Source organism: Amycolatopsis sp., assembly GCF_036008905.1.
Classification (GTDB): Bacteria; Actinomycetota; Actinomycetes; order Mycobacteriales; family Pseudonocardiaceae; genus Amycolatopsis.
The window spans coordinates 37,569-56,181 of sequence record NZ_DASYMU010000045.1; the positions used below are offsets into that span (position 1 = coordinate 37,569).

The window sequence follows — 18,613 nt, forward strand, 5'->3', positions numbered from 1 at the left end:
AAAGGCAATCCCATGAGAACAACGAAGTTCCGCGCGACGCGTGCCGCGTTCGCCCTGGTGTCCGCCGCTGTCGTGCTGGCCGGCTGCGCGAGCGCCGAGCAGTCGGCCGGTCCCGCCGGTGAATCCGCCGCCTTCCAGCCCGCGGCGCAGGCCGACGGCTCGGAGATCACGGTGTGGGCTGACTCGACCCGGCTCCCGGCCGTCGAGCAGTACCAGAAGTCGCACCCCCAGGCGAAACTGAACGTCGTCACCTATGACGGCAGCGCGAACGGCTCGACGTATCTGCAGACCAAGGTGCAGTTGTTCGACCGCACCGGGAGCGGCTGGCCGGACGTCGTGTTCGGCAGCCCGACCGACGTCACCTGGGCTTCGCGCCCGACAGGTCCGTCGGCCACGGCGTTCGCGGCGCCGCTGGACCAGGACCTCGTGCCGAAGCAGACCCTCGACGGTTTCGCGAAGGGCTCGCTCGAACCGTGCCAGGCGAACGGGCACACCTACTGCCTGCGCAACGACATCGCGCAGGTCGTGCTCTGGTACAACAAGGCGCTGATGGACCAGTTCGGCTACCAGGTCCCGACCACCTGGGAGCAGTACCAGGCGCTGGGGGAGCGGGTCGCCACTGAACACCCCGGTTACCTGGTCGGCTCGATCGGCGACACGAACTCGCAGGAGTCGTACTTCTGGTCCAGCCAGTGCCCGGCCTTCAACCTGACCAGACCGGACACGCTGAAGGTCGACCTGGCCGACAAGAACTGCACCCGCATGGCGACCCTGCTCGACAAGCTGATCGCCAACAAAACGGTCAGCACTACGGGTTTCTTCAGCCAGGGCTTTGCGAAGGACAACGGCGCCAAGGTGCTGATGGCCAACGGGCCGTCATGGTACGGGCAGTACCTGTTCAACAAGGCCTTCGCTGTGCCAGCCGGGCAGGTCTCCGCGGCGGGTCCGCTGACTTGGGCGGGCGAGACGACTCCGGTCACCGGCAACGTGGGCGGCGGGGTCTGGATGGTGTCGTCGCACAGCAAGAACCTGAAGGCGGCCACGGAGCTGACCACCTGGCTCACCACGTCCGACGAGTTCCAGGCGAACGCGCCGACCTACGTCCCGGCGGCGAAGGCGTGGCTGGCGAACCCGGTGAACAAGCAGTACTTCGCGACCGATGTCACCGACGTCTTCCAGAAGGCCGTCGACCAGGTCTGGACAGGCTGGTCCAACACGCGCTTCAGCGACGCCACCGCCTGGTCGAACCTCGTGCTCCCGGCGTTGACCGCGGGCAAGACGCTCACCGAGACGCTTCCCCTGTGGCAGACCGCGATCGTCGACGAGGCGAAGTCCGTCGGATACACGATTGCCGCGAAATGACCGCGGTCCAGACGTTGGCTCCTTCTGTCACCCCGGTCCGCCGCCGCGCCGTCAAGCGGCGGCGGACCGGCCTGGCCGGCTACTTCTTCGTCGCGGGCTACACGATCCTGTTGCTGGCCTTCGGTGTCTTCCCGACGGTGTACGCGTTCTATCTGGCGCTGACGAACGACCGTGGCCAGTTCGCCGGACTCAACCAGTTCGTCAAGGTGGCGCAGGACTACCGGTTCGTGCCCGCGTTCCTCAACATCCTGGTGTACCTGGTGATGTGGCTGGTCTCGCTGGTGGTGCTGACGGTGGTCGTCGCGGTGGTGCTGCGCAGCCGCATCCGGCCGGGACTCTCGGCGATCGTCCGGTTCCTGTACTACCTGCCGGGCGCGCTCGCCGGGGTCGCCAGTGTGCTGGTGTGGCTGTTCATGCTCGACCCGTCGGTCAGCCCGGTGTCGTGGTTGTTGCGGTCACTGGGTTTCGACAGCTTCGCGGCGGTGCTCTCGCCGGGTGACCTGCCGGTGATCTTCGTGCTGATCGCGTTCTGGACCGGCGCGGGCGGCTGGATCGTGGTGATGTACGGCGCGCTCAACAACATCTCCGACGAGGTGCTCGAAGCGGCCAGGATGGACGGTGCCGGGCCGTGGAAATCGGCGTGGTACATCCAGATCCCGATGATCCGCAAGTGGATCGCGTACATGACCATCCTCGCCTTCGCCGCCGGCACGCAGCTCTTCGTCGAGCCGCAGTTGCTCCAGACGGCGAGCCTCGGCCGGGTGAGCCCGACATGGTCACCGAACCAGCTGGCGTACGTCTACGCCTTCCAGCACGGCGACTTCAACGGCGCGGCCGCGATCTCGATCTTCCTGCTCGCGCTCGGGCTGCTGTGCGCCGGGCTGCTGGTGACCCGCTCCGATCTGTTCAAGGTGGACGAATCATGACGGACCTTTCCACGGCACCGGCGGTCCGCCGCCGTGAGTCGCACCTGGCGTCGAACCTCGTCATCGTCGTGTTGTTCGTGGCGTTGCTCGTCTTCTTCGTGCTGCCGGTCGTCTGGTTGCTGCTGGCGCCGACCAAGACGGCCAACGAACTGGTGAACGACGGTCCGCTGTCGTTCGGTTCACTGGCGAACCTCGGCGCGGCCTGGCAGCACCTGATCGGCTTCCAGGACGGCGCGCTTCTGGTGTGGCTGCGCAATTCCGCGGTCTACTCGGCTGGGTCTCTCGTGCTCACGCTCGCTACTTCGCTTCCTGCGGGGTACGCGTTGGCGTTGACCAAGTTCCGCGGTCGCAAAACGCTGCTCGTGATCACCCTGCTGGTGATGATCATGCCGTCGGCGACCCTGGTCCTGCCGATCTTCCTGGAGCTGAACAAGTTCGGGCTGATCGGCACGGCCTGGTCGGTCATCCTGCCGTTCTCGTTCTACCCGTTCGGGGTGTACCTGGTGTACATCTATTTCGCCACCAGCCTGCCGCGCGACATCCTGTCCGCGGCGCGGATCGACGGCTGTTCGGAATGGCAGCTGTTCACCAGGATCGCTTTGCCACTGGCGAAACCGGTCGCCGGGCTCGTGGCGTTCTTCAGTTTCGTGGGGAACTGGAACAACTTCTTCCTGCCGTATCTGGTGCTGCCGAACTCGGACCAGTTCCCGATCCAGGTCGGCCTGAACCAGTTGCTGTCGTCCACGCCGTCGTTCAACCCGGTGGCGGGCGCGGGGCTGAACATCACCAGCCCGGAGCTGGCGCTGGCGATCATCGTCGCCATCCTGCCTGTGCTGGTCCTGTTCCTGTTCTCGCAGAAGGCCTTGGTTTCCGGCATGCTCGCGGGGTCCACAAAGGAGTGACCCGCTCAGCCTGTCCCTGTCGATACCAGTGTCGGCCGGGACTGGCAGGGCGCGCAGGATCGGTTCCGACAGAGAGTCTCGGGTTCGAAGGGAATTCGGAAATGTCGGAACTGCTCCAGACCGGGTTCGGCTTCGCTTCCACCGCCGACGAGGTGCTCGACGGTGTCGACTCCGCAACCGGGGAACACGCCTACACGAACGGGAAACTCAGCTACACAACCGGGGAACACGGCTACGTGGGCGGGAAACACGGCCGGGAGGAGTGTTTCCCGTTGCGGTAGGCGTGTTGCACGTCTGTGTAGGTGTGTGTCGCGGTGGTGTCAGTCTGCGGGGGGTGCGGGGGGTAGGTGGGCGGTGGTGTCGGCGTACTTGATCAGCAGGCGCGCGAATTCGAGGCGCTCGGCCGCGGGCCACTCGCGGGTGATGTGTTCGAACGCCTGGCGCTGCTGGTGGCGGAAGTGCTCGAGCAGGGCGACGCCGTCTTCGGTCAGTCGCAGCACGGTCCGCCTCCCGTCCCGCTGCGAGGCCGCGCGGACCAGGTAGCCGTGGGAAATGCAGTCGGTCACCATGCGGCTGGCCGCTGACGAGTCGACCATGAGCTGGTCGGCGAGCCCGCCGACGGTCATCTCCCGGCCCGCCGCGTCCGCCTCGTCGACGACGTTGAGCACCAGGTTGCGCTTGAGGTCCTTGCGCCCGCTCGGCGGGTCGACCGGCACCTGCATGGTGCGCCGCCGCAGCCGGGCGAAAGCCGCGCCGACGCCGCCCAGCAGTTCCTGTTCCCGAGGGGAGCTCGTCACTCCGGCAGCGTATCGCATACATGTGCGTCCGGCAGATATGTGTAAATGTGCACGGAGTTGTGTTTTGCAGTAGCGTGCTCGTTGTAGCGGCCCAAGCGGCCACGAAGCAGGGAGAGTCATGAGCACAGCCATCACCAACGCCCGGGTGTTCGACGGCGAGCGGGTACTGGGGGAGAGCACCGTCGTCATCGACGGCACGCGGATCGTCGCGGTCGGAGGAGAGCCGCCCGCCGGCGCGGACGTCGTCGACGCCAGGGGAGCGACGCTGCTGCCCGGCCTGATCGACGCCCACGTCCACACCGCGGAGGAGGCGCTCGCCGTGGCGCTGCGGTTCGGCGTCACCACCGAGCTCGAGATGCAGGGCACGAACACCAGGGACAAGCGCGCGCACCTCACCGAGAACGACGCCGTCGCCGACGTCCGCTCGGCGGGGTTCGGGGTCACCCCGCCCGGTGGGCATCCCAGCGAACTCATGCCGAAGGGGTTCAACCCCGGCGGTCCCGCCGGGGCCGACACGCGTGCCATGCCGCTGATGCCGTTCTCCACCACGCCCGCCGAGGCCGTCGGGTTCATTCCGCAACTCGTGGCGACGGGCTCGGACTACATCAAGTTCATGGTCGACGACGGCAGCGTCGAAGGCCATCCCGGTCTGCCCATGCTCGACCAGGCGACCCTGAGCGCCGGCGTCGCTGAAGCACACCGCCACGGGATGCTGACCATCGCCCACGCGCTGACCATCGAGGCGACCGAGATGGCGATCGAGGCCGGCGTCGACGGTCTTGCGCACCTGTTCATGGACCGGCCGCACACCGACGAGATCATCGGCCTCGTCGCCGCGTCGGGCATGTTCGTCGTCCCGTGTGTCGTGCTGAACGCGTCCATGATGGGGATCACCGGCTCGGCCCTCGCCGAGGACCTGCGGGTCGGCTCGCGCCTGGACGCCGCGTGGACGGAAACCCTGCACAGCAGCTACAACCGTTATCCCCAGGGAAAACTCGAGGACGTGCTCGCCTCGGTCAAGGCACTGCACGACGCTGGGGTCGACCTCCTCGTCGGCACCGACGCGTCCATCGCGCTGCCGTCCTTCGGCGGCGTGGCCCACGGCGCGAGTGTCCACCAGGAACTGCAGTACCTGGTGCGCGCCGGCCTCACCCCGGTCCAGGCGCTGCGCGCGGCGACCCTCACCCCGGCACGCCGTTTCGGACTGGACGACCGCGGACGCATCGCCGAAGGCCTGCGAGCCGACCTCCTGCTGGTGGACGGCGACCCCACGACCACGATCTCCGACACCCTCAACCTGCGCGAGGTCTGGCGCCGCGGTACCCGCAGCACCCTTGCCGGGTAAGGGAAAGGGCGCTGAAACGCGGCCGACGAGCGCAGTCGCAGTGGCCGTGTTCACGTGACGAACGCGGGCCACTACTCTGGGTGGGTCGTTTCCCGAACACGTCTGCGAGGGTGCTATGTCCAGTGGATCGTCCGCCACGTCGCCGAGCCAGATTCCGGTCGGGGTCGACGCGACCAGGCCGAGCATCGCGCGGATTTACGACGGTTTCTTGGGTGGCAAGACGAACTACGCGGTCGACCGGGCCGTTATGGACAAGGTTTCGGCAGCGGTGCCGGAGGCGATCGACATCGCCAAAGGCAACCGCCGTTTCCTCAACCGGGCGTGCCGCCTGCTGTCGAGCCAGACCGGCATCACCCAGTACCTCGACTGCGGCTCCGGGCTGCCGACAGCCGAGAACACCCACGAAGTCGTGCAGCGGGCGAACCCCGAAGCCCGTGTCGTCTACGTGGACAACGATCCGGTGGTCCTCGCCCACGGGCGGGCGCTGCTCGAGGACAACTACCTGGTGCAGATGGTCGAGGCGGACATCTTCTCCGCCGCCGCGGTGCTGGAGAACCCCGAGGTACAGCGCCACATCGACTTCTCCGAGCCGGTCGTGCTGCTGCAGGTCGCGACGATGCACCACCTCGAGGGGGACGCCCCTGACCTCATGAGGCAGTACATCGACGCGCTGGCACCGGGTTCTTACGTTGTTCTGTCCCATTTCCTGGACCCCGAGACCCCGGAGCTCACCCCGGTGGCGAAGCGGATCGAAGACGTCCTCGTGAACGGGTCGATGGGGGCCGGACGGTTCCGTACCCGTGCCGAGATCGAGGCGATGGGACCGGGGCTCGATTTCCTGCCGCCGAACCAGCAGACGAAGACCGGTGGCCTGTCGGTCTGTGACGAGTGGTGGCCGGACGGCCCCCGCATCTCCGAACTCAGCATGGCCGCCCAGTGCGTCGGTGGCTGGGTGGGCAAGAAACTGTAGGTGCTCGCCGGACGGCCGACACCGCCACCGAGATGTTCGTCGTTTCGTCTGGTGACTACAGGCGGAAAGAGGGGTCTCGCCGGGTGTCAGATACGGAGGTTGTTTCTTCGTTGCCCGGCGCGGTGGCCTGGGCGAGCAGCGTCAGCGCGAGCTGGGAGGCCGAGCCGGGCTTCGCCGTGGCGATCACGATCAGCTGTCCCTGCTCACGGGCCAGGTGGAGGGTTTGCTGGGTCACGGTGAGCGAACCCACCAAGGGGTGGCGCATTTCGTAGTCGGCGACGTCGCAGGCCTGCACGCGATGATCCGCCCACAGCGCGGCGAATTCGGGACTGTGCATGGACAGTTCGCCGATCAGAGTGGTCAGCAGCGGGTCGTCGGGATACCGGCCGACGGTCAGGCGCAGGTTGCCCACCACGGCCTTCGCCTTGGCGCGCCAGTCGGCGTAGAGCTCACGGGTGTGGGAGTCGAGGAACACCAGCCGGGCCATGCTGGGGCGCCGGCCGGGGTGCTCGGGCCCCGCCGGGTCGAGGTGACCCGCGAACAGGGCGTGCCCCGCGTGGTTCCACGCCAGGACCTCGGAGCGGCGGCCCAGCACGACGGCCGGTGCGTCGCCGAGGGCGGCCAGCAACTCGCGGGTCGCCGCGGTGACCCGCTCGGCGGGCGGGCGGACCGGACGGCGGCTTTTCGTGGTGTTCGCCAAGGCGTGCAGATGGGCACGCTCGGCGTCGTCGAGCCGCAGCGCCCCGGCGATCGCGTCCAGTACCTCCGGTGACGCCTTGTGGGACTGGCCTTGTTCCAGCCGCGTGTAATAGGGCGCGCTGACGCCGGCGAGCAGCGCCAGTTCCTCTCGCCGCAGCCCCGGTACCCGCCGCCGGTCCCCGTAGGTCGCCAGCCCGGCGTCGTCGGGACGCAGTTGCGCCCGGCGTGCCTGGAGGAAGTCGCCGAGCCGCTCCTGTCCGTTCATGAGGACGAGTATGCGCGGCCCCGCGCGCTTCAGCCTGACCCTGGCTGGGTCAGGCTTAGGCCGTGTCTGGCAAATCAAGTTCGCGGTCTCCGCGCCCAGGCGGCCCCTGACGGCACGGGGGATTCACCCGAGTACGACCCGGTACGAGGGTAAATCCCCCGCACCGTCAGGAACCACCTGGATCACGAAGCCCATCGAACAGATTCACCAGACACGACCTAGGCGTGTCTTGCGGATCAACGATCCAGGTGGGCCAGGAGCAGGTTGGGATCCTCGGCGGTCAGGTAGGCGGCGCTGAGGACGTAGACGGTGTTGCCCCGGACCGCGATGGAGGTCGGGTTCCGCAGGCCGTCGGCGGCGCTGAGGACGGTGGAGTGCGTGCCGTCCGGCCGGATCAGCGCGACGGTGCTGGACGGGTCGAGGGCCGCGAGGATGGTGTCACCACGGCCGGCGAAGGCGAAGTCGTCGATGCCGGCGAGACCGGTCGCCTTGGTTTCGACCTTTCCGGCTTCGCCCTGGTGGCCGAAGGGAATGCGGAGAACGGTGCCCTGGTCGAGGTTCGTGGCCCACACCGCGCCGTTGTGGATCTTCAAGCCGTTCGCGCCGAGGAAGCCGTTGACGGCCAGTTCGGGGGCGGCGGACCACGTCTTCGGCGTGCCGCCGGTGGTGGGCACCTGCCAGATCTTGCCGAGGGCGGAGTCCGCGATGTAGAGGGTGCGGGTGTGCGGCTCCAGCGCCATCCCGTTGGGCAGCCCGTCCGCGGGCAGCGCCGCGATCCGCCGCGGTGTGCCGCCCGGGCGCAACCGCCACACGCCGGTGAGGTCCGCGGTCCCGGTGGCGTACAGGAAGTACAGCGTCCCATCGTGATCACGCACGATGCCGGTGGTCAGCGGGAAGTGCAGCGCGGGGGTGTTGACGCCACCGTCCGCGGGGGCGGGCAGTGTCGCCAGGACGCGGATCCTGCCACCGGGGGTGACTTCGGCGACCTGCCTCGCGTTGGCGAAGGTGACTTCGGCGGTGCCGTTGGGCGCCAGGTCGATGTTCTCGGGTTGCTGGCCCGCGGCGAGGTCGAAGTGCACGGCGATCCGAGGCGCGGACACCCCTGAAGCCGTGGTGGCCTCCGCGGTCGCGGGACTGATGATCGCGGCTGCCGCCAGCAACGCCGCGGCGGTCACGATTCCTTTGTGCAGTTTCACGAACCTGGTTCCTTTTCCTTGGGACACAACGGGAATTCCCCGTTCCTGCTTCCGAGTATGCGGAACCGGACCTGGCTTAGCCTGACCCTGCTGTGGTCAGGTATCAGCGGGTGTGGCTGCGCGGCCGGGCGCCGGGGAAAGTCGAAGTGTGGCCTTCCCCGGCCACCGCGTCGATTGCCCCGCGCGCGCACCAAGATCCCGGAGAACACGATGACGACCAGCAGCGAACACGACACCATCGACCTGCTCGACCCGGCCGAGTTCGCCTTCACCCGGCGGGTGTGGGTCGACGCCGCGCCCGAGACGGTCTACGACCTCGTCAGCGACGTCTCGACGGTCGGCCGCTGGAGCCCCAACGCCAGCGAGGTCGCCTACGACGACGGGGCGGGACCTCGTGCCGGTGCGTGGTTCAGCGGCCGCAACAGCAAGGCGGACAAGGAGTGGACCACGCGTTCCCAGGTGGTCGAGGCCGAGCCGGGACGTGGCTTCGGTTTCGTCGTCGGCGGTGCGGAGGGCGGCATCGTGCACTGGCAGTGGACCCTGCGCGCTCACGGACGCGGAACCGTCGTCACCCAGGCTTGGAAATTGCTGCGGTTCGACCCCGTCCTGGGCAGCACCCGTGCCGACCTCACGGCCCTGCGCGACTACATGGCGGACAGCGTCGAGTCGACCCTTGTCGCCCTTGCCCGCTGGCTCGCCGAAACCCCGGGGAGCCGGTGGTTCCAGCGGACGACCTCTCAAGCGGTGTAGCGCGGGGCCGGGGCGGACAGCGACAGGTTCGGGATCAGTTTTTGCCTGCCTGCCTCGTATTCGGGCTCGGGTCAGTCCGTGGTGTCGAGGACGCCGGCGCGTGCGGTGTCCAGGATCTTCTCCGAGAGCGGGGATCCCGCGGTCGCGACAGGCCGTCGCCGTCCTCTGCGGACAACCAGCCGGCGAAGTCCGGTACGCCGTCTTCGTAGGCCCGATGAGTCTCCGGCCCGGTCTCTTCGCGCGCGAAGTCTCCGGCGAACCCGGCGGTGGGGCATCCTTCGCCGGGATCGTCCCGGTGCTCCGGCGACAGGTAGTACTCGATCAACGCGCGCTGGGCGGCACTGTGCTCATCCGCCGCCTTGTCGAACCCGTCAAGCTGGTCGAGAAGGTTGGCGAAGGCGTGCGCGTCGGCTTCGGCGAGCAACGCGTCCTTCGACTCGAACTGGCTGTAGAAGCCGCCATGGGGTCATGCCCACCGACTTCATCAGGTCGGTGACCCGCAGATTCGGCACGCCCCTGCGGTTCTCCTGGGCCTGGCCTGTGAAGCGCGGCTCACGACACCCCTCTTAGATTCATTCCGCCATCTATGCGGCGCCGAGCGGGATGCGGCGTGCGGATACTCAGGGCGTGGCGTTGAGGAGGTCGAGGGCGCTGTGCTGCCGGGCGGCATCGGTCTTGTCCAGTCCGCCGTACCAGCGGAGCCCGTACTGGTCGAGTGTGTTGCGGTCCGCGGAGTACGCCCGGTCCGCCTGGCGCCGGAGGTAGGCGGTGTACGGACGGTCGGCCAATGCGGCGTTGAGCGTGCCAAGGCCACGGACGTCGGCGCCCTTGAAGGACGGCCCGTCGCCGCCGCAATCCCCGCTCTCGCAAGGATCGCGCAGGATTCCGTCACCGGTGTTGAGCGAGGACGAGGTCACGTTGGCGTCGCCCAGCCGTCGCGCCACCGTGAGCAACCCGGCGTCCGCGGTCGCCCGGTTGAGCTCGGTCAGGGCGTTGATCAGCACGCCTTGGTTGTAAGTCCAGACGGTGTCGCCGTTGTTGCGGCAAGTGCCCAGGTTGATGCCGTCGTTGACCAAGGACGAGCCGTTCACCATGCCGGTGCCTTGGAACCACGTCCAGCCTTTCCTGGCGCGGTCGAGATAGACACCGTCACCCGCGATCCGGTTGTGCAGGGCGGCGTTGAGCTGGATGTAGAGCGAGTTCGCGATCGCGTTCTTGTACGTGCGCGCGGTACTCCACCAGACGCCGCCGCCGCATGTCGTGTCCCAATAGGCCGCCATGTGGTCGGCGTCCGCACGGGCGGTGTTCAGGTAGCGGCTGTCCCCGGTCAAGTCGTACGCCGCCACCCAGGCCAGCCCCCACCAGCCGGTGTCGTCGATGTAGTCGTTGCGGAACTGTCCCAGCGCGGCATTGATGCTGAGGTTGTAGGTGCGGGCGATGGCATACCGGTAACTTCCCATGCCGGTGACCGCGGCGCTCCTGATCACGGCGGTCAGCGCGTTGGCCGAGTTCCACCAGCCGGTGGTGTCGAACAAGCCGGTGGCGTAGTTGTAGTACATCATCTGCGCGGTGGCGGCGGCCGTCCGGCGATCACCGGCGTTCCAGGTGGTGCGGGCCCACGGCGTACAGGCGACGTCCGCCCGGTCGACGGCTTTCCCGCACGCCCTCAACGCTCCCACGCCGAAGTTGTTCCAGTCGTCCACGTTGTACATCAACGTGCGCCAGCCGCGATTGCCTGCCGGAACCGTGGTGTCGCCGAGTCTGCTGCCCGAAGCCCAGGACCGGCCACCGTCGAAGGACCGGTCGAGCCATACCCCGTCACCGGGGCCGCCATTGTCGAGGGAAGCCCAGCCCATGGCGTCGTTGTCGTCGAAGTGCAACGCGATCGACCGCGAGAACAGCGTCGTGGAAACCGGTTTGCGATCCGCGGGGGAGATCGACGGATCGGCCGCGTCACAGTACTTGTTGCAGATGTTCGCGAGTGCGGTCGACGACGATTCGACCGTGGCCGGCGGCGTTGCGGTCACGGACATCGGGGCCAGTAGTCCGACGGTCAATGCCCCAGCGGCGAGCGTCAATTTCATCATTGCCGTCTTTCCCCGGGATATCAGTCAGCTGAGTGGGCCGAAATATCGTTGCCGAGATCGTGGAGTCAGACCGAGTTGCGCGCGATGGTGTCCTGGCCGCTGGAAACGCGGGGTCCGCGGTGAGCTGATTTCAGATTGAGGCCCTGTCGGGGCGCCTGTCAACAGGTTGGCCACGATTGGTCCAGACAAGATGTCGCGACAGCCGCGAGTGAGGATCTGATGACGTATGCGAGTTCGGTCGAGGTCGTGGAGGCCTTCCAGAACCACGACGGCAGCCGGGTCGCGTCGCGGTGGCGTGTGCACGGCAAGAACAACCGGATCCTGGGGACCGCGGCCGATCGGCAGCCGGTCTCGTTCACCGGGACGGCGGTCGACGCGAGTGTGGACTCGCCGCGGGTCGAAGCCGCGGTCCGTGAGTTCCTCGATGCCCTTGAACGGGTGGTGCAAGACGGGCTCGGCGCGATCGACGACGGCACGGAGCTGGCGGTCGCCCTGCCGGCCGCGGCGCGTCTGGTGGTCACCACGACCCGCGGTCTCGCGGTGATGGAGCGGGCGGGTCTCGAGCCCGGGTAGCTGGAGGATATCGCGGCGAGTCTCGTCACCTCGCTCGTGCGAAGCTAGCCGAAACCGACATCATCCAGGGACGAAAGGCTTTCAGCGTGCAGACGATGACCAAGCGGGAGTGGTGGGCGTTCGCGAGCGCCGGGACCCGGACCGGGAAGCTGGCCGTGGTGCGGGCCGACGGTACTCCCCACGTCACGCCGATCTGGTTCATGCTCGATGAGACCGCCAGCGGTGACGACCTGGTCTTCACCACGATGGGGAACTCGCTCAAGGCGAAGGCGTTCGGCCGGAACCCGCGGTTCTCCTTGTGCGTCGACGACGACCGGCCGCCGTTCTCCTACGTCCAGTTCACCGCCGAAGCCACCCTGCACTTCGACCAGGTGGAGACGCTGCGGTGGGCCACCGCCATCGGCGGCCGGTACATGGGCGAGGACAAGTCCGAGGACTACGGCAGGCGCAACTCCGTCCCGGAAGAGGCGTTGGTCCGCGCCAGGATCACGAAGGTGGTCGCGTACAGCGGTATCGCCGACTGACTCGTCTTACGCTCGCTGAGGGACACAAAGGACGGAGGGTGTACGCGCGAGTTGCTCACGGATCCTGGCGGGGGACGAAGCGGTCGGTCAGGAGGGTAAGGCGGTCGTGGACTCGGTCGGCGGGAAGGCGTCCGGCGCGGGTGAGGGTGACCAGTCCGTGCAGCGCGGCCCAGAACGTCTCGACGAACAAGCCCGGTTCGTCAGGGTGCGCGTGCTCGCCGAGTACGTCCAGCAGGAGATCGAACGCCTCACGTAGGGGAGCGGGCGTGGCCTCGTCGGCGAAGGGGAGACCGTTGTCGAGGCTGAACATCGCGTCGTACAGGGCGGGGTTGCCGGCCGCGAAGTCGGTGTAGGTGCGGGCCAGCGCGGCGACCGTGTCCCGGCCGCGGGGCACCTCGGGCACGGCGGCGCGCAGCGTGGCCGCCAATTCGGCGAATCCCTCCAGCGCGACCGCTCCCACGATTTCGTTCTTGCCTCGGAAGTGGCTGTAGAGCACGGGCTGGCTGTATTCGATCCGCTCGGCGAGCCGACGCGTGGTGACGGCATCCCAGCCGTCGGTCTCGGCGAGTTCGCGAGCGGTGGAGACGATCAGCCTGTGGCGATCGACTCGCTCGCGTTCCTTGCGTTCGTGTACCGACATGACTCGATTCTAGCAGCACTAGACATCAGGTCGATGCTATGTCTAGCATCACCCTACAATCTAGCGTCGCTAGATCATGCTCTTGGAGGGGACATGCGGGACGTACTGGCTGTTGTCACGGTCGTCGTGGTCGGGCTGATGGTGGGCGTGGAGTTCGCGGTGGCGGTGTTCGTCAATCCGATCCTCGACCGGCTTCCGAACGATCACGGACTCGACGCTCGCAGCGACGGGGCGCGCGTGCTCGGCCGGATCATGCCGTTCTGGTACATCGGCTCGGTCATCCTGGGTGCTGTGTGGGCCATTTTCGCTTGGGGCGGCGCGGGAGCGTCGCTCGTCGTCGCGGCGACGGCGCTGCTCGTGCTGAGCGTGGTGATGTCGATCCTCTTGCTCGTGCCGATCAACTCGCGTGTCGCGACCTGGTCGCGGGACGGCGTGCCCGCGGACTGGCGGCAGCAGGTGGGGCGATGGGACCGGTTCCACTATGTCCGCGTGGGCGTCATCGTGCTCGCCTTCGCGCTGTTTGCGGTCGCCCTGGTTTAGGACCTGCTGCAACAGTGGCGCAGAACTAAGCCGGGCTGACAGCGGCATTTTGGATCCCGCCACGGTGGGGGTCGTGAGTGGCAACAAGTGTTCTAACACTCTTAAACACTCACGACCCCACGCGCCTGACCGGAATACCGGGCGGCATCAGCCCGAAGGGCGTTGCCGCCCCTGAGGCTCGAGCAGCACACGCAGCAACCCGGCCAGGGACTCCTGCTGGTCCTGGCTCAGTGAGATCAGCGGCGAGGCCCGGTTGAGGCGGTCCAGCACGCCGGCCCGTGACTTGTGCCCGGCGGCCGTCAGCACGATCTCCTTGGCGCGCCGGTCGGAGAGATGCGGCCGGCGCTGTACCAGGCCCTGATTCTCTGGCTTCCAGTTCGCCGCTGCGATCGGCGGATGGCTCGGCGGGCAGCTCATCACCGTGAGTGGCCCCCGCGCCCTCTACCCGGCGGCCGCGGTCGTCACCGTGGCGGGGGTGGCCGTCGCCCTCACGATGCTGCGCCGCGACCGTCTGGTCCGGCTAGGGCGTGCCTGACAAAGTCGTGGACATCCACGAACCCAGTGGCCCGCGTCACAGACTGAACGAAATGACGAATTTGGTCAGTTCGGCTAGTCTGGATGTATGGACACGAAGAGCGACCAAGATCGCAGTAGTAGGCGGGCCCTCGTGGTCGGGCTCGGCATCAGCGGGATCGCGACCGCGGTGCGGTTGCGGCAGATCGGCTGGACCCCCGTGGTCATCGAGAAGGCCCCGGCGCGGCGCACCGGCGGGTACTTCATCGGCCTGTTCGGCTCGGGCAGGGAGGCCGCCCGACGGCTGGGCATGCTGGACGGCCTGCGCGACCGCACCCCTTACGACGGCGCCAACTTCGACGTCGACCGGCTCGGGAACCGGCAGCGCGGACTGAGCTTCCGCGACATCCCCGGCAAGCCCTGGCTGATGCTGCGCGGCGACGTCGAACAGGCCGCCTTCGCCGCACTGCCCGAGGACGTCGAGATCCGCTACTCGACCGTGCCGACCCACATCGAGCAGGACGCCGACGGCGTGGATGTCACGCTGGCCAACACCGCGGACGGCACGTCGGTCACCGACCGGTTCGATCTGGTCGTCGGCGCGGACGGACTTCGCTCCACCGTGCGATCACTGGTGTTCGGACCGCACGAGCGGTATCTGCGCCGGTTGGACTACGTCGTGGCCGCCTTCCAGCTGCCCCGTCCGCTCAGCGACGTCGCCCAGGAGGATGGCGCCATTCTGATGGAACCCAACCGGACGATGTGGATCTTCCCGTTCGCCGACAGCCCGCCGACGGTGTTGTTGGGCTACCGGACCGACGATGTGGACGCCGAGTTCACCGAGTCGCCTGCCAAGCGGGTCCGCGCGGCGTTCGGCTCGGGGCCCACTGGCCGAGCGCTCGGCGAGACGCTGGATGCGCTGGAGTCTGCGGAGGACCTCCTGTTCGACTCGGTCGAACAGGTGCACATGGACAGTTGGCACCGCGGCCGGGTCGTGCTCGTCGGCGACTCGGCGTGGTGCGTGACACTGTTCGCCGGAATGGGTGTCTCGACCGGGCTGGCCGGGGCGGACCTGCTGGGCAGCCTGCTGGCACGCCATCCCGAGAGCATCGAGCGCGCCCTGGTCGAATGGGAGCGCACGCTGCGGCCCCACCTGGCGGCGTTCCAGCGCTTGGGGATGAAGCAGCGCACGTTCTTCGTCCCGGCCAACCGCTTCCAGATAGCGATGCGCAAAGTCCTGAAGTTCGGGATGGACACGCCGGTGACCGCGCCGCTGCTGCGCCGCCTGCAGGAGAACAGTAAGGACGGCAAGCTGAAGGACAAGGACATCGCCCGGGTATAACGGGCCCGGGCCCGCGGTCGCGGGTGTCCACGGTGAACAGACGGGAAGTCGATCATGGTCGTACTGGCTGAACAGGATTCCGGCAAAGCCGCCCGGATTCTCGCCATCGCCAGGGAGTTGGTGCTCAAGCGCGGGGTCAAGGGCGTGACCATCGCCGAGATCGCGGAGAAGGCACATGTCGCCAAGGGCACCGTCTATCTGTACTGGGCCACCAAGGAGGACCTGCTGGTCGGGTTGTTCGCCAGAGACTTCCTGGCCGCCATGGACGGCTACATAGACGCACTGACCACCGACCCGGACCTCGCCCGCCCGCACCGGCTGTGCCCCCGGCTTGTCCGCACCGGTCTCGAGCACCCGTTCATGCGCGCGTTGCAGGGCGGCGACGCCGATCTGCTGGGCGTACTCACCCAGCACCCGCGCACCACTGAACTACTCGACAGGCTGGGCCTGGCCGCACTGATGTACCTGGTGCTGCCGGTGTGGCGCCGGCATGGGCTCGCCCGAACCGACTGGCCGCTGGACCAACAGGCCTACGTGATGCAAGCGCTCATGGCCGGCTTCTTCGCGGCGGCCAACCACTCGCACGCTCTGCCCAGCGTTGCCGTCGACGCGCCCGAGGTGGTCATCGCCGCCGCGGTGACCACGCTGCTGGGCCCTGAACAGGCGAGCCCGGCCGAGATCCGCGCGGCCGCCGACGAAGGTCTGCGGCTGCTTCATGAGCAACGGCAGATCGTGCTCGCCTCCATCGCCAAAAATCAGGAATAAGGAGAACAGTCTTGCTCCATCACCACCGGATATCCGTCAACGGCATCACCATGCACGTCGCCGAACAAGGCGAGGGCCCCTTGATTGTGCTGCTCCACGGATTTCCGGAGAGCTGGTACTCGTGGCGCCACCAGTTCCAGCCCCTCGCGGACGCGGGCTACCGCGTGGTGGCACCGGATATGCGGGGTTACGGCGAGACGGACCGCCCGGCGGAAGTCGACCAGTACACGATCCTGCACCTCGTCGGCGACGTCGTCGGCCTCATCCACGCCCTCGGCGAGAACCACGCCGTGGTGGTCGGCCACGACTGGGGCGCCATGGTCGCCTGGAACACCGCACTACTACGCCCCGATGTCGTCCGTGGCGTTGTGGGCGTGAGCGTTCCGCCCCTGCCGCGCGGCCCCGTCCCGCCCCTGGTCGACACCCGTGAGCGCTTCGGCGCGGACTTCTACCAGAATTACTTCCAGCTGCCCGGCGTCGCCGACGCCGAACTGTCCAAGGACGTCGCCTCGACCTTCCGCAAGACCTTCGCGAGAGTCCCGGCCTCCCAACCGCCCACGGGTGATGGCGAACCGGGATTCCTCGACCGGTCGGCCGAGCCGGACACCCTGCCCGGCTGGCTTACCGAATCCGATCTCGCCACCTTCGTCGACCAGTTCACCGCCAGCGGCTTCACCGGTGGCCTCAACTGGTACCGCAATCTCGACCGCAACTGGGAACTGACCGCTGCCTGGCAGGACGCTCCGATAGCCCCACCGGCGCTCTACATCAGCGGCGAACTCGACATCGTCCGGTCCTTCTACGCACTGGACGATCACGCCAAGATGATCGTGCCCAACCTGCGCGCCGTCGTCGACGTGCCCGGCTGCGGTCACTGGACCCAGCAGGAACGCCCGGCCGAGGTCAACAACGCCCTGCTCGACTTCGTCCGGACCCTGTAGCGCGCTCTACCGGGTGCGGTCTCGGCGCGCACGTGACGCAAGTCTGAGAAATGTAGTCGAGCCGGACGGCGTCGGCCGCGCCCCTGCACCATCAGCTCCGGCCGGGCCGTACGCCTCGGCTAATCGACGCCGAACCGCACGACGGCATAGGCCAGCAAGGTGACACCCGCGACGATCATGACTACCAGCGGACCAGCGAACGCCAGCGCGGCCGCTGCGACCACACCGAACACCTTGTACCGTCCGAAAAGATCGGCCTGCTCGAACGACTTCAGGGCGACTTGCCCAGCGCCCGCCGATCGGGATCGGCATCTTCCGGAACCGGTATCAGCACCGGAAACACCACCAGCACCGCCAACGCGATCCGCCACCACGACGCGGGCCCGCCCTGTGTCAGGCTCAGCGACGCCGTCGTCTGGTGGTGCCAGGCCGCTACCGCCAGGACGCTGATCGACACCACCCATACCGACAACCGGGAAATAGACCAATAGGTGTCGATCACCGCCACGACGACAACCAGCCCGGCGGCGGCGAAGGCCGGATACTCCGGCAGGACGTAGGCGCCGAACGTGCAGGCGAACACGGCGACCATCGACAGCATCGCCACCGCCCGCACCGGCTTCTCCCAACCGAAAAAGTAGCTCGGTTCGGGCGTCGCAATGGCGCACAACGCCAGCACCGCGGCGGTTCCGGCCGCGATGAGCAGGTACGACCCTGCCAGTCCGGCGGCCGCCGGAAGCGCGATGAGCAAACCCGCGACAATGCACAAGTCGATCACCCCGCGGTGATCTTTGCAGAGCCGGGGCTGGGCCGCGGGGCCTTCACGGCTGGTCGGCAGTTCCGGCCCGATCCGCGGCTGGGAAAGCCATCGCCGGTCACTGAGCCGGGTTGGGAGGGCGGCAAAGTCAACGGCCGTCTACGTTCCTGACGGAGGCCGACCTTGGACGAGCGGCACCTTCGTCGCGGCTGGGCCACCGCACGGATTCCCCGGCCGCGGGGGAGTGGGCCGAGGTGGATCGCGACCGACGCCGAGGAGCCAGACGCGCGGCAGTGCTCAAGTAGGCAGCGAGGGCAGCTGAGGTTCCTGGATCACTAAACATCGACTGTGGCTGGCGGGACCGGGGCCGGTCAGTCATGCGGAGGCAAGTACGGCGGCCACGAGGCCGGGGAACTTTGTGTCCAGTTCGGCGATGCGCAAGGTGTTCATCCGCTTTCTGCCCTCGTCGTACTGACGGATGATGCCGCCCTTGCGCAGGGCCCGGAAGTGATGGCTCAGCGTCGAGGCGGCGACCGGCAGTCCGAACGTGCCGCAGGCACGGTCCCCCTCCGCCTCGAGCAGTCGGATGATCGCGCGGCGGGTGGGGTCGGCGAGAGCGTGCAGCACGTCGTCGACGGTGACCTCGTCGAGCTCGGGGTGCGAGACGCTGGCCCAGCGGCCGAGGGGCACGAGCCTGTCCTCTCCCTGACAATGTTCTC

The 18,613-nt window shown here is 67.7% G+C and carries 22 protein-coding genes; 13 read left to right on the forward strand and 9 right to left on the reverse strand.

From position 1 onward, the window contains the following. Positions 1-12 precede the first annotated feature (12 nt). The 4 genes from VGP60_RS08890 to VGP60_RS08905 all read left to right on the forward strand — a co-directional run bounded on the left by VGP60_RS08890 (position 13) and on the right by VGP60_RS08905 (position 3,471). Positions 13-1,362 carry an ABC transporter substrate-binding protein gene (locus VGP60_RS08890; protein WP_327547419.1) on the forward strand — a complete coding sequence of 450 codons (1,350 nt, stop codon included), beginning with the start codon at positions 13-15 and terminating at the stop codon, positions 1,360-1,362. Further along, on the forward strand, positions 1,359-2,288 hold the full coding sequence (locus tag VGP60_RS08895; protein ID WP_327547420.1) for a sugar ABC transporter permease: 930 nt from the start codon (positions 1,359-1,361) through the stop codon (positions 2,286-2,288). Before VGP60_RS08890 ends, VGP60_RS08895 begins: the two co-directional genes overlap by 4 nt. After that, positions 2,285-3,190 carry a carbohydrate ABC transporter permease gene (locus VGP60_RS08900; RefSeq protein WP_327547421.1) on the forward strand — a complete coding sequence of 302 codons (906 nt, stop codon included), beginning with the start codon at positions 2,285-2,287 and terminating at the stop codon, positions 3,188-3,190. The genes VGP60_RS08895 and VGP60_RS08900 overlap by 4 nt, the downstream gene beginning before the upstream one ends. Before the next feature lie 101 nt (positions 3,191-3,291). After that, positions 3,292-3,471, forward strand: coding sequence for a hypothetical protein (locus VGP60_RS08905; RefSeq protein WP_327547422.1), 180 nt, complete (start codon positions 3,292-3,294; stop codon positions 3,469-3,471). Positions 3,472-3,510: 39 nt separating this feature from the next. On the opposite strand, the gene VGP60_RS08910 is transcribed toward VGP60_RS08905, so the two are convergent. Then, positions 3,511-3,987 (reverse strand): MarR family winged helix-turn-helix transcriptional regulator, encoded by a 477-nt coding sequence (locus VGP60_RS08910; protein WP_327547423.1) that lies wholly within the window; start codon positions 3,985-3,987, stop codon positions 3,511-3,513. A gap of 118 nt (positions 3,988-4,105) precedes the next feature. Between VGP60_RS08910 and VGP60_RS08915 the strand changes: the two genes are divergently transcribed. Next, positions 4,106-5,332 carry an amidohydrolase family protein gene (locus tag VGP60_RS08915; RefSeq protein WP_327547424.1) on the forward strand — a complete coding sequence of 409 codons (1,227 nt, stop codon included), beginning with the start codon at positions 4,106-4,108 and terminating at the stop codon, positions 5,330-5,332. A 115-nt stretch (positions 5,333-5,447) separates the two neighbouring features. Next, the gene (locus VGP60_RS08920; protein WP_327547425.1) at positions 5,448-6,302 is read left to right on the forward strand and encodes an SAM-dependent methyltransferase; all 855 of its coding nucleotides are present in this window, start codon (positions 5,448-5,450) and stop codon (positions 6,300-6,302) included. Between the two features lie 55 nt (positions 6,303-6,357). Here VGP60_RS08920 and VGP60_RS08925 read toward each other — a convergent pair whose 3' ends face one another. Both VGP60_RS08925 and VGP60_RS08930 read right to left on the reverse strand, forming a co-directional pair. Further along, complete coding sequence (locus VGP60_RS08925) at positions 6,358-7,266, reverse strand: helix-turn-helix transcriptional regulator (RefSeq protein ID WP_327547426.1); 909 nt, start codon at positions 7,264-7,266, stop codon at positions 6,358-6,360. Between the two features lie 236 nt (positions 7,267-7,502). Next, positions 7,503-8,462: a hypothetical protein gene (locus tag VGP60_RS08930; protein WP_327547427.1), complete on the reverse strand. Its 960-nt coding sequence runs from the start codon at positions 8,460-8,462 to the stop codon at positions 7,503-7,505. 210 nt (positions 8,463-8,672) lie between these two features. Here VGP60_RS08930 and VGP60_RS08935 point away from each other — a divergent pair, with 210 nt between their 5' ends. Then, the gene (locus tag VGP60_RS08935) at positions 8,673-9,212 is read left to right on the forward strand and encodes an SRPBCC family protein (RefSeq protein ID WP_327547428.1); all 540 of its coding nucleotides are present in this window, start codon (positions 8,673-8,675) and stop codon (positions 9,210-9,212) included. A 34-nt stretch (positions 9,213-9,246) separates the two neighbouring features. On the opposite strand, the gene VGP60_RS08940 is transcribed toward VGP60_RS08935, so the two are convergent. Then, on the reverse strand, positions 9,247-9,636 hold the full coding sequence (locus VGP60_RS08940; protein ID WP_327547429.1) for a hypothetical protein: 390 nt from the start codon (positions 9,634-9,636) through the stop codon (positions 9,247-9,249). Between the two features lie 196 nt (positions 9,637-9,832). Further along, positions 9,833-11,299, reverse strand: a complete 1,467-nt coding sequence (locus VGP60_RS08945; protein ID WP_327547430.1) for a glycoside hydrolase family 76 protein — start codon at positions 11,297-11,299, stop codon at positions 9,833-9,835. Between the two features lie 219 nt (positions 11,300-11,518). Between VGP60_RS08945 and VGP60_RS08950 the strand changes: the two genes are divergently transcribed. Continuing rightward, positions 11,519-11,872, forward strand: a complete 354-nt coding sequence (locus VGP60_RS08950; RefSeq protein WP_327547431.1) for a hypothetical protein — start codon at positions 11,519-11,521, stop codon at positions 11,870-11,872. Between the two features lie 95 nt (positions 11,873-11,967). Next, on the forward strand, positions 11,968-12,396 hold the full coding sequence (locus VGP60_RS08955; RefSeq protein WP_414640312.1) for a PPOX class F420-dependent oxidoreductase: 429 nt from the start codon (positions 11,968-11,970) through the stop codon (positions 12,394-12,396). A gap of 55 nt (positions 12,397-12,451) precedes the next feature. On the opposite strand, the gene VGP60_RS08960 is transcribed toward VGP60_RS08955, so the two are convergent. Next, the gene (locus VGP60_RS08960; RefSeq protein WP_327547433.1) at positions 12,452-13,036 is read right to left on the reverse strand and encodes a TetR/AcrR family transcriptional regulator; all 585 of its coding nucleotides are present in this window, start codon (positions 13,034-13,036) and stop codon (positions 12,452-12,454) included. Between the two features lie 93 nt (positions 13,037-13,129). On the opposite strand from VGP60_RS08960, the gene VGP60_RS08965 reads away from it, so the two are divergent. Then, positions 13,130-13,576 carry a DUF1772 domain-containing protein gene (locus VGP60_RS08965; RefSeq protein WP_327547434.1) on the forward strand — a complete coding sequence of 149 codons (447 nt, stop codon included), beginning with the start codon at positions 13,130-13,132 and terminating at the stop codon, positions 13,574-13,576. Between the two features lie 147 nt (positions 13,577-13,723). Here VGP60_RS08965 and VGP60_RS08970 read toward each other — a convergent pair whose 3' ends face one another. Continuing rightward, the gene (locus VGP60_RS08970; RefSeq protein ID WP_327547435.1) at positions 13,724-13,996 is read right to left on the reverse strand and encodes a MarR family winged helix-turn-helix transcriptional regulator; all 273 of its coding nucleotides are present in this window, start codon (positions 13,994-13,996) and stop codon (positions 13,724-13,726) included. Positions 13,997-14,198: 202 nt separating this feature from the next. Between VGP60_RS08970 and VGP60_RS08975 the strand changes: the two genes are divergently transcribed. From VGP60_RS08975 to VGP60_RS08985, 3 genes are read left to right on the forward strand one after another with little or no spacing between them, the layout of a single operon-like run. Next, positions 14,199-15,431 carry an FAD-dependent monooxygenase gene (locus tag VGP60_RS08975; protein ID WP_327547436.1) on the forward strand — a complete coding sequence of 411 codons (1,233 nt, stop codon included), beginning with the start codon at positions 14,199-14,201 and terminating at the stop codon, positions 15,429-15,431. 54 nt (positions 15,432-15,485) lie between these two features. After that, positions 15,486-16,196 carry a helix-turn-helix domain-containing protein gene (locus VGP60_RS08980; protein WP_327547437.1) on the forward strand — a complete coding sequence of 237 codons (711 nt, stop codon included), beginning with the start codon at positions 15,486-15,488 and terminating at the stop codon, positions 16,194-16,196. An 11-nt stretch (positions 16,197-16,207) separates the two neighbouring features. Then, positions 16,208-17,137, forward strand: a complete 930-nt coding sequence (locus VGP60_RS08985) for an alpha/beta hydrolase (RefSeq protein WP_327547438.1) — start codon at positions 16,208-16,210, stop codon at positions 17,135-17,137. Between the two features lie 271 nt (positions 17,138-17,408). Here the strand turns inward: VGP60_RS08985 and VGP60_RS08990 are convergent, their stop codons facing one another. Continuing rightward, on the reverse strand, positions 17,409-17,906 hold the full coding sequence (locus VGP60_RS08990) for a hypothetical protein (RefSeq protein ID WP_327547439.1): 498 nt from the start codon (positions 17,904-17,906) through the stop codon (positions 17,409-17,411). A 363-nt stretch (positions 17,907-18,269) separates the two neighbouring features. Beyond that, positions 18,270-18,584, reverse strand: a complete 315-nt coding sequence (locus VGP60_RS08995) for a helix-turn-helix domain-containing protein (protein WP_327547440.1) — start codon at positions 18,582-18,584, stop codon at positions 18,270-18,272. Positions 18,585-18,613: the final 29 nt, after the last annotated feature.

Coding starts and splice junctions, on each gene's coding strand:
- VGP60_RS08890 (WP_327547419.1), top strand. CDS start 13: ATGAGAACAACGAAGTTCCGCGCGACGCGTGCCGCGTTCGCCCTGGTG.
- VGP60_RS08895 (WP_327547420.1), top strand. CDS start 1,359: ATGACCGCGGTCCAGACGTTGGCTCCTTCTGTCACCCCGGTCCGCCGC.
- VGP60_RS08900 (WP_327547421.1), top strand. CDS start 2,285: ATGACGGACCTTTCCACGGCACCGGCGGTCCGCCGCCGTGAGTCGCAC.
- VGP60_RS08905 (WP_327547422.1), top strand. CDS start 3,292: ATGTCGGAACTGCTCCAGACCGGGTTCGGCTTCGCTTCCACCGCCGAC.
- VGP60_RS08915 (WP_327547424.1), top strand. CDS start 4,106: ATGAGCACAGCCATCACCAACGCCCGGGTGTTCGACGGCGAGCGGGTA.
- VGP60_RS08920 (WP_327547425.1), top strand. CDS start 5,448: ATGTCCAGTGGATCGTCCGCCACGTCGCCGAGCCAGATTCCGGTCGGG.
- VGP60_RS08925 (WP_327547426.1), bottom strand. CDS start 7,266: ATGAACGGACAGGAGCGGCTCGGCGACTTCCTCCAGGCACGCCGGGCG.
- VGP60_RS08935 (WP_327547428.1), top strand. CDS start 8,673: ATGACGACCAGCAGCGAACACGACACCATCGACCTGCTCGACCCGGCC.
- VGP60_RS08945 (WP_327547430.1), bottom strand. CDS start 11,299: ATGATGAAATTGACGCTCGCCGCTGGGGCATTGACCGTCGGACTACTG.
- VGP60_RS08950 (WP_327547431.1), top strand. CDS start 11,519: ATGACGTATGCGAGTTCGGTCGAGGTCGTGGAGGCCTTCCAGAACCAC.
- VGP60_RS08955 (WP_414640312.1), top strand. CDS start 11,968: ATGACCAAGCGGGAGTGGTGGGCGTTCGCGAGCGCCGGGACCCGGACC.
- VGP60_RS08960 (WP_327547433.1), bottom strand. CDS start 13,036: ATGTCGGTACACGAACGCAAGGAACGCGAGCGAGTCGATCGCCACAGG.
- VGP60_RS08965 (WP_327547434.1), top strand. CDS start 13,130: ATGCGGGACGTACTGGCTGTTGTCACGGTCGTCGTGGTCGGGCTGATG.
- VGP60_RS08975 (WP_327547436.1), top strand. CDS start 14,199: ATGGACACGAAGAGCGACCAAGATCGCAGTAGTAGGCGGGCCCTCGTG.
- VGP60_RS08980 (WP_327547437.1), top strand. CDS start 15,486: ATGGTCGTACTGGCTGAACAGGATTCCGGCAAAGCCGCCCGGATTCTC.